Origin of the sequence: Streptomyces sp. NPDC002701 (genome assembly GCF_042889045.1) — a bacterium.
GTDB lineage: Bacteria > Actinomycetota > Actinomycetes > Streptomycetales > Streptomycetaceae > Streptomyces.
This window is the reverse complement of the sequence record NZ_JBIAQL010000006.1, coordinates 23,273-36,407: the sequence shown is the minus strand read 5'-3', so window position 1 is coordinate 36,407 and position 13,135 is coordinate 23,273. Positions and strand designations below refer to the sequence as shown.

Below are 13,135 nucleotides of genomic sequence, written 5' to 3'. Positions count from 1 at the left end.
GGCGGAGGAGTTCCTCCCGCCGCCGGGACCTCTGCCGTGCGGGTCCGGGTCAGCTCACAGGGTGCGTTCCAGGCGGTCCGCCACCACCTTGACGAAGTGTGCCGGGTCCGTCGGACGGCCTCCCTCGGCCAGGACGGCCAGGGTGTAGAGCAGTTCGGCGGTCTCGGTGAGGCCCGAGTGGTCCGCGCGCTCCCGGTACGCCTGGTTCAGGCCCTTCACCAGCCCGTGCCCGGGGTTCAGTTCGAGGATGCGCTTGGTACGCGGCACCTCCTGCCCCATGGCCCGGTACATGTTCTCCAGCGCCGGGGTCATGTCGTGGGCGTCCGCGACGACACAGGCCGGCGACACCGTCAGCCGCGTCGACAGCCGTACCTCCTTGACGTCCTCGTCCAGCTGTTCCTTCACCCAGCCGAGCAGACCGGCGAACTCCTCGGCCTGCTGCTCCCGTTCGGTCTCGGACTTCTCGTCCCCCTGGGCGGCCAGGTCGATCTCCCCCTTGGCGATCGACTGCAGCCGCTTGCCCTGGAACTCGCCCACCGCGTCGACCCACACCTCGTCGACGGGGTCCGTCAGCAGCAGCACCTCGATGTTCCGCTCCCGGAAGGCTTCCATGTGCGGGGAGTTGTCGATGCTCTGCCGGGACTCGCCGGTGATGTAGTAGACGGCCTCCTGACCCTCCGCCATGCGCTCCACGTACTGGGCGAGTGTCGTCGGCTCCTCGCCCCGGGTGGTCGCGAACGACGACACCGCGAGAAGGGCGTCACGGTTGTCGGTGTCGGTGAGCAGACCTTCCTTCAGTACCGCGCCGAACTCCCGCCAGAACGTGGTGTACCGCTCGGTGTCGCCCGCCATCATGCTCTTGACCGACGACAGGACCTTCTTCGTCAGCCGTCGCTGCATCATCCGGATGTGCCGGTCCTGCTGGAGGATCTCGCGGGAGACGTTCAGCGAGAGGTCCTGGGCGTCGACCACGCCCTTGACGAAGCGGAGGTACGGCGGCAGCAGCGCCTCGCAGTCGTCCATGATGAACACGCGCTTCACATACAGCTGCACTCCGCGCTTGAAGTCCTGCGTGAACAGGTCCTGCGGGGCGTGCGACGGGATGAACAGCAGGGCCTGGTACTCGAACGTCCCCTCGGCCTGCAGCGGCACGGTCTCCAGAGGGTCGCGCCAGTCGTGGCTGATGTGCTTGTAGAGCTCGTGGTACTCGTCCTCGGACACCTCGTCGCGGGAGCGTGCCCACAGGGCCTTCATCGAGTTCAGCGTCTCGGGTTCGGCCGGCCCCGCGCCCTCCTCGCCCTCGCCGTCCCGCTTCCCGACCAGCCGGACGGGCCAGGTGATGAAGTCGGAGTAGCGCTTGACCACCTCCTTGAGCTTCCACTCGGAGGTGTAGTCGTACAGCTGGTTCTCGGGATCGGCCGGCTTGAGATGCAGCGTGACCGAGGTGCCCTGCGGCGCGTCGGCCTCCTCCAGGGTGTAGGTGCCCTCGCCGCGGGACGTCCAGCGGGTGCCCTTGGGCTCACCCGCGCGCCGCGTCAGCAGGGTCACCTCGTCCGCCACCATGAAGCCGGAGTAGAAGCCAACGCCGAACTGGCCGATCAGCCCCTCGGCCCCGGCGTCGTCCTTCGCCTTCCGCAGCTCTCGCAGGAACTCGGCCGTGCCCGAGTTGGCGATCGTGCCGATGAGCTTCCCGACCTCGTCGTACGACATCCCGATGCCGTTGTCCCGCACCGTGAGGGTACGGGCGTCCGGGTCGGTCTCGAGCTCGATGTGCAGGTCGGAGACGTCCGCGTCGAGCGAGTCGTCCCGCAACGCGGCCAGACGCAACTTGTCGAGCGCGTCGGAGGCGTTGGAGACGAGCTCGCGCAGGAAGACGTCCTTGTTCGAGTAGATGGAATGGATCATCAACTGCAGCAGCTGACGGGCCTCTACCTGGAACTCAAACGTTTCAGCCGACATGGTTCGCGCGTACCTCACTGGTCCATGGATCACCGGTAACTTGCGCTGCCACTGTAATGAAGAAGCCCGCGCCGCGTGAGCGGTCACCCTCAAGGAGGGCGCCGCCGCCTGCGCGGAGACCGGCCTCCGGGACGGCGCGGTCGGCGTCCTGTGTGCCGGGGGTTGTCCCCAGTAGCGGTGGGGGCCGCCGGTCAGAGTCGGGAGGCGGGGAGTTTCCGGTGGAGCTCGGCGAGGCGTGTCACCGCCGGGTGGGAGGCGGGGAACGTCCGGTCGTCGATGCGGGTGACGGGGCGGACGCCCGTGGCGGCGTTGGTGGCGAACGCGGCCTCGCAGTCGTCGAGTCCGGTGAGGTCGACCAGGTCCGTGGGATCGCCCGCGGCACGGCGCAGGAGCTGCCGTGTCGTGCCGGCCAGGATGTCTCCCCCGGGCCAGACGACCCGGCCGCCGCGCACCAGGCCGATGTTCCAGGTGCCGCCTTCCAGGATCTCGCCCTCGGGCCCGGTGAACAGCACGTCGTCGTAGCCGTCCCGCTGGGCCCGGCGCCGCAGCCGGAGGGTGGGGCACAGGCCGACCGACTTGACCTCGGGCAGGTCGCGCCGGTGGACCACGGTCCGTACCCGCAGCGGGCCGGGGTCCGCGTCCGGGGCGGGCCGCGCGGTGACCAGGATCCGCGGGTGGGCGTCCGCGGCGATGGTGGCGAGGTCCAGCGCGGGGTCGAACACGGTGACGCGGACGATCCGGCGGCCCCGCTCCGGCGCGGCCCGGCGGGCCAGGGTCCGCGCCCGCTCCGGGTCGAGTGCCGTGTCGAAGAGGAGCCGGCAGTCGCGGATCAGGCGCTCCATGTGGAGGTCGAGGCCCCGCACGTGGCCGTCCTCCACCGACAGCGTGGTGAAGTGCCCGTAGTTGGTCAGCCCCAGAGCGGTCAGCGCGCCGGGGTCCACGGGCTCGCCGTCGAGCTCGGTGAAGGCGTCCTCCCGGCTCACTTGATGAAGTCCTCGACGACCTTCGGCGGCCAGGTGCCGACCTTGAGGACGCCCATGGAGTAGGCGCGGGAGACGAGGGCGGCGCGGTTGGGGACCTTGAGCGCGCGCAGCAGTCCGGTGACGTGGTACTCGACGCCCTGACGGCTGAGGTAGAGCCGGGAGGCGAGCGGGATCGTGGAGACTCCGGCCGCGATGCCCTCCAGGATGCGGGCGTCGATCTCGCTGAGGAGTTTCTTGCGCGGTGCCATCACCTCGGTGTCCTCGGTCCGCTCGTCCCCGGCGGACATCACGACGAGGATGGCCGCCACGTCCGGGGTGTGGCCGCCGCGGACCGCCATGGCACTCAACGGGAGCATGGAGGTGGTGTTCTCCCTGCCGCCCGCGATGACCTCCGTGACGAACCGGTGCCGCTTGCCCTCCAGCATCCGGGAGAACTGCTGCATGAGGGGCTGCTGGACGCTGGGGTGGATCAGATCGCAGAAATGCTTGCCACAGAGCCCGGACGCCGCTCCGCCGAAACGGCGGTCGAATTCCTGGTTGACCTGCTGGATGGTGAGCGAGGGATCCAGACAGGCGACATAGGCGTCGGCGCGGTCGAACCGGTCCATGGGACCGCCGACCTCGGAGGAGTCCACCGGGGGGACGGCGGACGTGCCGTCCATGAGCGCGGTGTGGGGGGTGGCCATCAAGGATCTCAAAACCCTTCTTCTATTGGTTCATCACCGGGAGAGGAGCGGTTAATCCCGGGAAATCAGACCCGAAGTCTCCGGCATCGCAGAAAAGGACACGACGGAAAGAAGATGTGGCCGATATTACGAACGCCGATGACGGCGGGTCAACGAAACAGAGGTTTGACCTGCCAACACTGTGGTGACCCCTTCGGTCGGTACGGTCCCGCACCGAAATGTTTCGGTGGCGGGGGTTCGGTGCGGGGCACCGAACCCTTCGGTGCTCGTCCCACCATGAGAAACACCCGCATATCCCCCCAGATCCGCGGCCCGTTTCACGTAGGGGGTCCATGTCCGTACGCAGGGTTGTCGCGTTTCCCGCACAATGGTGACAGGCGCTCACCTTTTCGCCGTGGCCGTGCCGGAACGGGCCGACCGGAGACGACGGTCACATCCCGCCGACCCAAACGGAAACGCCCGGGCACTCCCCCGAATATGCGGGGGACCACCCGGGCGTTCTTCTTATGGGCTACTCGGCGACATTCGATCTTTTCGCGCGGGAAACCAGGGCGATGAGTTCCCGGCGTCCGGGAATGCCCAGTTTCCGGTAGGCATGCGTCAGGTGTTTTTCAATGGCACGGGAGCTGACTCCCAGCTCACCGGCGATCTCCTGGTTGGTCAGCCCCTGGCACGCGAGACCCGCCACCCGGCGTTCGGTCGGGGTGAGCAGGGTCTCCGGCGACACCGTGTACGCCGGCCGTTCGCCGCTGCCGCGGGCCGCACGCTCCGCGAGCCCGGGTGCGCCGCAGGCGGTCGCCAGGGTGGCGGCCTCCCTGGCGAGTGCTTCCGGCTCCGGTCCGCCGCCCAGCCGTTCGGCGAGCGACAGCAGGGCCCGCGCGAGTTCCAGCTGGTTGGCGGAGCCACGCAGCACGGCGACCGCCTCGCGCAGCATCGCGGTGCCCCGGCCGCCGTCCTCCAGCCGTCCGAGCAGCCGCAGGGCCCGGCCGACACCGACCGGTGCGCCCCACTGCCGCGCGCGGTCGTACTCCTCCTCGGCGAGGACCCGGGCGGCGCGGGTGTCGCCCAGGCGGCGGTGGACGCCGACGGCCCACGGGCGCCAGGGGAAGAGCACCGGGTTGTACCAGCCTGCGGCCTCCGTCTGGCGGCCGCAGGACTGGAGGGAGTCGAGCGCCCCCGTGTGATCGCCCGCGGCGATCTCCCCGCATGCCTCCAGCAGGCGGAGCATGCCGGTGAGGGTGAGTCCCTGTGGCCGGACGCGGCCGGCCCGGTGCAGCACGCGTTCGGCGAGGGACGGGTCGCGGGACTCCAGAGCGACGATGGCGTGCGTCATGGTCGCGACCGTGCCCAGGGTGTGGTGCTCGGACTCGGTCATGGCCAGCGCCGTCTCGGACTGTTCGCGGGCCTGGGCGAGCCGGCCGCGGCCCAGGTGGACGAGGGCCTGCTCGATGTGGACCAGCGCGTTGGCCGGGGTGGTGTGACCGATGCGGGCGCGGTGTTCCACGGCGAGCCAGGAGTCGAGGGCTTCCACCGAGTCGGCGGCGATCATCGCGATCATCACCAGCGGGAAGGTGGAGTGGATGCGGGCGGAGGTGGCGGGTTCGCGGTCCAGGACACGTTCCGCGAGCCGGGCCACCTCGGCGGCGGGCAGCCGGCAGCCGAGGGTGACGGCGCCGAGCAGCGCGATCGTCAGTTCCCGCTCGGCGCCGGTGTCCAGGGGAGGTTCGGGACCCAGTTCCTTCAGCCGCTCGGCCGCGGCGGCCAGTTCGGCGGGATCCTCGTGGCCGCAGTGCCGCAGTCTGGCCTCCAGGCGCAGCGCCAGGTCGCGGTCGGAGCCGGTGAGCAGGGACACCGGGCCGAGTCCCTCGGCCGCCTGGCGCAGCAGGTCGACGACGGCGAGCGGGGCGGGGCCCAGCGGGGTGGGTGAGATGCGCAGCGCGGCCACGGCCCGGTCCCGTGGTTCGGGCAGGAGGGTCATGGCCTGGGCGATGTGCCGTTCGCAGGCCAGGGGGTCGAAGCCGCGTTCCGCGGTGCCGAGTTCCACCAGGAGGCGGGCGCGCCCGATGCCCTCGACGGGGCTGTCCAGGAGGGCACGCCGCAGATAGCGGGCGGCGGCGTCGGGCGCGCCGCGGCGCAGTGCGGTGTCGGCGGCGGAGCGCAGGACGTCGACGGCCCAGGGCTGGTGCCGGGTGACGACCGCCAGGAGCTGGGCGGCGACGTGCTCGGCGGGACTGCCGGATGCGTACAGGAGTGCGGCGGCCTCGTCGTGCATCCGTTCCCGCTGGACCATGGTGAGGGTGGACTCGACGGCGTCGCGGACGGCGCGGTGGATGAAGCGCGGTTCGTGTGCGTCCGTGAGCAGTCCGAGGGCGTCGAGGGCGCGCAGGGCCCCCGAGTAGCCGACGGAGTCGAGTCCGGCCAAGCGGGCCAGGGTCTGGGCGTCACCCTGTTCGCCCAGGGTCGCGATGGCGGCGGCGAGATCGCGTACCGGCTCGGGCTGGGCGCGCAGGATGCTGGCCAGCCGCTCACGCAGCTGGGAGGGGCTCGCTCCGCGGGTGGTGCCGGCGTGTTCGGCACGTGGACGGTGGCCGCGGACATCCGTGCCGACGAGGGTCGACATCAGGAACAGGGGGTTGCCGGCGGATGCCTCGTGGCATGCCTGGACGAACTCCTCGTCGCCCGGCTCGCCGAAGCGTTCACGGACCAGGACGCGGACGGCCTCCAGACTGAGGCTGGCGGGCCGCAGGGTCTGGGTGGCGGCCTCCCGCACCTCGCGGATCAGTGTGTGGTGGGTACGGGGGTCGCCGTCGCGCAGGGCGCAGACCACGACGGCCCGCAGTCCGTGCAGCCGCTTGGCCAGGAAGGTGAGCCAGCGCAGCGACGGCACGTCGGACCACTGGAGATCGTCGATGAGGATCAGCAGTCTGCTGTCGGCGCTGACGTTGGCGAGCAGGGAGAAGAGTCCGTGCAGTACGGCTTCGGTGGCGGCGATGGCCTGGTCCGCGCCGGGTGAGGTGGCGTCGTCGGCGAGGACGTGCCGGGCGAAGGAGGCGTGGGCGTCCATCCAGCGGTCCCGGACGTCGTCGGGCGAGTCGCTCAGCAGGGTCTCGAAGAGCTGGCGTACGACACCGAAGGCGAAGTCCTGTTCCATGGGCGCGGCGTTGGCGCGCAGCACACGGATGTCGTCGTGGCCGTCGGCGAGTGCGGACAGCCGCTGCAGCAGTGCCGAGCGTCCGATGCCGAGCGGGCCGGTGACCACCACGAGGGAGGACCGTCCTTCGGCCGCGGCGCCGAGCGCGGCATCGACCAGGGCGGTCTCGGTGTTGCGCTCCAGCAGCATGCGGTCAGCTGCCCTCCGATCCTTGTGTCAGTGCGCGCAGTTCGTCGCGTCCGCGGATGCGGAGTTTGCGGTAGACGCCGCTGAGGCGCAGTTCCACGGTGCGGGTGGTCACCGAGAGGGCGGCGGCGATCTCCCGGTTGCCCAGTCCTTGCGCGGCGAGGGCCGCGGTCTCGCTCTCGACGGCGCTCAGACCGTGCCGCGGGGCCGGTTCGGCGGCCTCGGTGCGCGACGGTGTGCCCGGCGGCGGGGGTCCGCCCCGCGCGGGCGGTGCGCCGTGGTGCGCGTGCCGGTCCTGGCCGGGGATGTCCATGAGCACGCCGGGGTCGATGTCACCGGCGGGCAGGGCCGTGTTTCTGGAGGTGCGGGCAACGGCGGATTGGTGTGCGGCGTCCTCGCGTTCCGCGGAGGCCAGGGCGAGCACGGCACGCGTGTACGCGGTGCGGGCGGGGGACTCCCCCAGTGTGGCGACGGCGGCGCGGAGGTACTCGGTACGGTTCTCGCCGCTCACCACGGCGAGGCTGAGCTCGGCGCGGCCCAGGGCGCCGGGGGCGCCCCAGCGGCGGGCGTGGTGCACCTCCTCACGCGCCAGGCGCAGGGAGTCCTCGCCGTCGCCGAGGGCGTGGGCGGCTTCGGCGGCCAGGGAGCGCCAGGGCAGGACGGCCGGGTTGACGCAGCCGTACCGCAGCAGCCAGCGGCCACTGGCGCGGAAGTACTCCCGTGCCCGGTGCGGATCCTGCTCGACGCGGGCCAGCAAGCCTCTGGCGAACAGCAGGTAGGAGGTGGTGGCGCACTCCTCGGCGAGGGGCGGCACGGGACGGGCGGCGGCCTCGCGGGCCCGGTCGAGCCGGCCGTTCTGCAGCTCGGTGACCAGGTTGAGGGAGGTCCAGTACGGGACGAACAGGGGGTGGAGTCTGGCGGGCGGCAGTTCCGCCTCGGCCGCGGCGAGGTCCCGGGCGGCGGCGTCGGGGCGGCCGTGCCGGATGTGCAGGTCGGCGCGGACCGACAGGACGTGGGCGACGGAGATGGCGGCGCGCTGCCGGTGGGCCTCGGTGAGCAGGGCGCCGAGGTACCCCTCGGCCTCGTCGCCGTCGTCGCTGAGGAAGAGCGCGCGGCAGGCGAACAGGCGGGGCACCACGAGCGGCGGGCGACCGGTCGGATCAGGGGCGAAGGCGGCCCTGGCCAGTCGGCGGGACGCGTCGAGGTGGACGCCGGCGACGGCATGCTCCCAGGCCCGGACGCCGGCGACAGCGGGGCTGCACGAGTGCTCGGGCAGGTCGGGGACGGGAAGGACGTCCAGCTCGGAGTCCTCGTGGCGCAGGAATCGGGCGACCCGTGCGAGGGTGGTCAGTTCGTGGCGCTCGGCGACAGCGGGGTCCGTTCCGGACGCGTCCCCGGGTTCCGGAGGGGGTGCCGCCTCCGCGAGCGGTGTGCCGGGAGTGGCCGTGGCACCCTCGGCGGGCACACCGTCGCGGGGGCCGGGTGCCTGCGAGGTGCCGCTTCCCTGTGCCGCTCCGGGCGCGGGGTCGCCGGGGGCGAGCGAGGTGGGGCACGGGAGCTCCGCGCCGGGACGGGTGTCGGGGGGGCCGGCGTTCTCCCCGGTGCCCGCGGCCCGGACGGCTCCCGGCACCGCCCGCCGTCCTCGCCCGCCGTCCGGTCCCGGGTCTCCTGTCCCGGCGAGGCGGGCGGCGCGGGTGTCGCCGCCGAGCAGGCACAGGTCCACGGCGTGGGAGCGCAAACCCGCGCAGTCGCCGGAGGAGCGGATGAGACCGTGCAGGCGACGCTCGGCGGCCGCGGGGGCGATGACCATCTGGACCGAGGCGAGCTGGAGTTCGACTCGGACCCGGTTCTCGGCGTCCAGGGGTTCGTCGAGGGCCCGGGCCAGGTAGGCGGTGGCCCGGTCCCGGCGGCCGTTGCGCAGTGCGGCGGTGAAGCCCCGGCGCAGGGTGTCGACGGCCCACGGCGCACCGACGGGGCGGGCGGCCAGCAGCAGTTCGGCGATGCCCTGGTCGGCGGCGGCCACCCGCTGGGCGAGCCGGGCGGCGCGCGCGTACAGATCGGCCCGGTCACCGGCGGGCATCTCCTCCAGGATGCGGGCGCGCACCACGGCGTCGGTTACGCGGGGCGAGCCGTCGCGGTTGGCGGTGAGTCCGCTGGCGCCGAGGGCGGCGCGGAGTCGGGCCTCGGGCACGGAGTGCGGGCCGGCGAGCATGCAGACCAGGGGGAAGTCGAGCAGGTCGCCGCAGACGGCGAGGGCGCGCAGGACGTCGACGGCGGCCGGATCGCGCAGCTCGCTCAGGGCCCGGGCGGCGTGGTCGCCGACCACTTCGGCGGTGAGGGCGCGCAGGTGGTCGACGTGCTCGGCGTCGGGGCGGCGGCCCGTGCGGGTGAAGCGGTCCAGGACGTCGTGGACGACCGCCGGTATGCCGCGGGTGGCACCGGCGACGGCCTCGGTGAAGGCGGGGTCGCCGGGGGTGCCGCACACCGCGAGCACGGCGGCGGCCGTGCCACTCGCGGTGAGGGGTGGCAGCGCGAGTTCGATGGTGCTGGCCAGCCCGGTGAGCGGGGTGCCGACGTTCCACTCGGGCCGGTCGATGGCGGTACCCGTGCTGCTGGTGAGCAGCACCAGCGGAACCTGGGGCAGCCGCCGGGCAAGGGCCTCCAGCCAGCGCAGGGAGGCCGGGTCGAGCCACTGGACGTCGTGCACCACGAGGAGGGTGGGCCGGTCCCGGGCCGCGGCGAGCAGGGCGTTGAGGCCGGGCAGACCGCCGGGCCGGTCCTGGGTCAGGAAGAGGCGGGACACGGTGGTCGGGCCCTCTTCCGCAAGGAGCTGGGCGACGACGCCGTACCGCAGTTCGTGCTCGGCGGGACTGGCGCGGGCGGTCAGCACGTGCAGTCCCGCGTTCCGTGCGTGCCCGGCGGCCCAGCACAGCAGGTCGTTCTGTCCGAGGCCGGGTTCCCCCGTCACGGTGACCATGGCGGGGCGGGCGGACCGGAGCTCTCCGATCACGGCTGAGAGAACGGCCTGTTCACGGTCGCGCTCCCAGAGCAGTGGGTCGGGAGACGGCATGCGGGTGATCATATATTTATGCCGTGGGACTGGTGACACCGTGGAGTTCCTTGTTCTTGCGTCACGGAACTCTTTCATCCACCGTCATCGCCCCGCCGTCCGCGACGAGGCCGGCGAACCGCCTCCGCGCAGGGCTTCCGCCAGGTCGGCCCGCCGGGCCACGCCCAGCTTGCGGTAGACACTGGTGAGGTGGAGCTCGACGGTGCGCATCGTGACGAAGAGGGACTCCGCGACCTCCCTGTTGCTGCCTCCCGCGGCGACCAGACCGGCTACGGTGCGTTCCGTTCCCGTCAGCATGTCCAGCGCGGACGAGGTGATCTCCCCCATGCGCCCGCCGGCCGCGATCAGCGCCTCCCTCGCCTCCCTGGCGAGGGCCACGCAACCGCACCGTCTGGCCAGCCCCACCGACTCGCGCAGGTGCTCCCGCGCCTCCCGCACGCGCCCGTCCGCCAGCAGCGCCCGCCCCAGCAGCAGCGTGGCACGTGCCTGGTGACCGCGGGCCGGCGAGGCCCCCAGCAGCGCGACCGCCTCGCGCAGCGGGTCCACCGCGGCCGCCCCCGAGGTGGCACCGCCCCTGGCCAGGGCGGCGTATCCGAGGGCGCGCCGGGTGCCCCAGCGCTCGGCCCGCCGGGTGCCCAGCTCGGCGACCTCCAGTGCCTCGGCGGTACGGCCGAGGCCACCCAGCAGACAGGCGCTCTCCAGCCACCAGGGGGTGAGGACCGGGTTGGTGATCCCGGCCTCCTCCAGCGAGTCGCCACAGGTCCGGAACACCTCCAGCGCCCCGTGGACGTCGCCGCGGGCCAGCTGGACCCGGCCCCTCGCCATCAGGTACCAGTGGTACTCCCAGACGAAGCGGTCCAGGTGGGGGCGCTTGATGGCGTCGAGGGCCTCCTCGGCGCGTTCCACCTCGCCGCGCTCGACGAGGGCCGACGCGTACGCCGTGTGCGCCATGACGGGGTTGTCACCCCAGCGCTCCGTGCCGAGGATCTCCAGCGACGTCTGCGCGTCCGCCATGGAGTCCGCGACCGCGCCGTTCTCCAGGCGGAACAGCGCCCGCGTGGAGAGCGCGAGGACGTACGTCCACACGGCGGCGCTGTCCCGGCTGCCGCGCAGCACCGTCTCCAGGGCGTCGTCGGCGGCGTCGTTCTCCTCGGCCACCTGGAGGGCGAGCGAAGCGGGCAGCAGGGACCACACGCCCAGTGGGACGCCCGGTGCGCGCAGCGCCCGGCGGGCCTGGCGCGCGACCTCCTCGGCGGAGGCGCCGCCCACCGCGGAGAGCACGCTCAGCATGGCGAGCTGCTGCCGCTGGGCGGGGGTGTCGCCGGGCGGCGGGGTGAGGCGGGCGGTGCGGCGCAGGACCTCGGGCAGGGTGGACTTCTCGTCGGCGCCGACGATCAGCAGGGCCGACTCGGCGAGCGTGCGCAGTTCGCCGTCGGCGGGTTCGGGGTCGGGTCCCAGCTCCGCGTCGAGGGCGTCCAATGCCTCGGTGAGCACCCGGGTGCCCTCCGGTGACTGCTGGACGCTCAGACAGGTGAGGGCGAACTGGACCGCCGTGGAGGTGCGGGCGCGCACGTCGGTGGTCACGGCGTGCGCCTCGCGCAGCAGTCCCACCGAGCGCTCGGGGTCGCTCTCCGCCAGGGCCCTGCCCAGCCGGGTCAGGACCTCGGGGTCGTCCGGCTCGGCCTCGCGCACCCGGTCCAGGTAGCGTGCGGCGGCCTCGGGGGCGCCCCGGTGCTCGGCCTGGGCGGCGGCGGCCCGCAGCACGGGGAGGGTCCAGGCGTCCTGGGCACCGGGCACCAGGAGCAACTGGGCGGCGATCTCCTCGGGAGAGCGTCCGATGTCGCTGAGCAGCCGGGCGGCACGCAGCCGCAGGCTCGCCACCCCGGTGGTGCCGAGGGCGCCGAGGACCGCGGTGCCCACCAGGTCGTGGACGAGTTCACGGCGGCCGGCCCGGACCAGGCCGGCCTGCCGCAGGATCTCCACCGCCTCGTCGACGTGCACGGCCGACACCCCCGCCAGGGCCGCGAGGTAGTCGCTGTCCTCGTCACCGAGCACGGCCAGGGTGCAGGCCACCTCGCGTACCCAGGCCGGCTGGTGCTCCAGCACCGTCTGCACGGAGGCGGCGACGACCCTCCCGCCGACCTTGGCGATCTGCCGGGCCCCCGCGTCGTCGGGTCCGAGGCCGGCGGAGCGCAGGTCACGCAGCAGCCGTACGACCTCCAGGGGGTTCCCGCCGGTGACGGACGCCAGGCGGTCGACGAACGACGGCTGCGGTCGCTGCGCGGGGAAGACCAGACCGGTCAGTTCGGCCACCTCCGGCGTCTCCAGCGGGCCGAGCCGCAGCGGCGCCGGGAGATGGTGGGCGACCAGGTCGGCCAGCGCGGCGGGGGCGGCGTGGCCCGCCTCGGTGCGGTGGGCGACCACCACCAGCAGCGGCAGGCCGTCGGCCCGGCGCAGCAGGAAGTCCAGCCAGCGCAGGGAGCGCTCGTCGCACCAGTGGGCGTCGTCGAGGACGAGCACCAGGGGGCCGTCGGCCATGAGGTTGGCGGTGAGCCAGTACAGGCCCTGGAGCACCGCGAAGGTGCCGCCCGCGGCGTCGTCCAGGTCGTCGGGTCCGGCGGCGAGGGCGGGCAGCGCACGCCGGGCGCCACCGTCCAGGAGGGCGGAGGTGCGCCCCTTGCGGCCGGTCAGGCCGAGCCGCCCGAAGAGTGCGCGCGCCCCGCTGTAACCCGTGGTCGCCTCGACGGCGCGGCAGGTGCCGTGCAGGACGGTCATGTCCGCGAAGGGGCCGTCGTCGGCGAGGGCGGCACGCAGCAGGGCGGTCTTGCCGACCCCCGCCGGACCGTCCAGGAGCACCAGCCGGGGCCGGCCCGCGCGGGCCGCCTCGGCATACCCGGCGAGGGCTTCCAGGTGCCGGGTCCGCCCGACCAGCGGCAGTGCGGGATTGGCGGCGCGGGCCCGGTTGGTCACTTGTTTCCCCTCACGTCGTACGGGACGGACGGCGCGGCGGCCCCGGCGGCCCGGCGCGTGCGCGGCATCCGGAGCCGGTCACCGACGGCGACTCGCCGTCTGCCCGCCATGACCCCGTCCACGCCACATT

Annotated in this window: 6 protein-coding genes; all 6 read right to left on the bottom strand. The window is 73.2% G+C overall.

Translation table 11 applies throughout. The features are described 5' to 3' along the window. Nucleotides 1-54: 54 nt before the first annotated feature. Nucleotides 55-1,959 carry a molecular chaperone HtpG gene (htpG, locus tag ACFYXC_RS18870; RefSeq protein ID WP_389552919.1) on the bottom strand — a complete coding sequence of 635 codons (1,905 nt, stop codon included), beginning with the start codon at nt 1,957-1,959 and terminating at the stop codon, nt 55-57. A gap of 191 nt (nt 1,960-2,150) precedes the next feature. Then, entirely contained in the window at nt 2,151-2,942 is a 792-nt protein-coding gene (locus tag ACFYXC_RS18865; RefSeq protein ID WP_389552916.1) for an aminotransferase class IV, read from the bottom strand. Continuing rightward, nucleotides 2,939-3,631 (bottom strand): PAS domain-containing protein, encoded by a 693-nt coding sequence (locus tag ACFYXC_RS18860; protein ID WP_389552913.1) that lies wholly within the window; start codon nt 3,629-3,631, stop codon nt 2,939-2,941. Before ACFYXC_RS18860 ends, ACFYXC_RS18865 begins: the two co-directional genes overlap by 4 nt. A gap of 508 nt (nt 3,632-4,139) precedes the next feature. Next, complete coding sequence (locus ACFYXC_RS18855) at nt 4,140-6,968, bottom strand: ATP-binding protein (RefSeq protein ID WP_389552911.1); 2,829 nt, start codon at nt 6,966-6,968, stop codon at nt 4,140-4,142. Nucleotides 6,969-6,972: 4 nt separating this feature from the next. After that, a complete protein-coding gene (locus ACFYXC_RS18850) occupies nt 6,973-10,035 on the bottom strand; it encodes an AAA family ATPase (RefSeq protein WP_389552909.1) in 3,063 nt (1,020 codons plus the stop codon). Nucleotides 10,036-10,119: 84 nt separating this feature from the next. After that, entirely contained in the window at nt 10,120-13,005 is a 2,886-nt protein-coding gene (locus tag ACFYXC_RS18845) for an ATP-binding protein (RefSeq protein WP_389552906.1), read from the bottom strand. Between the last annotated feature and the right edge of the window lie 130 nt (nt 13,006-13,135).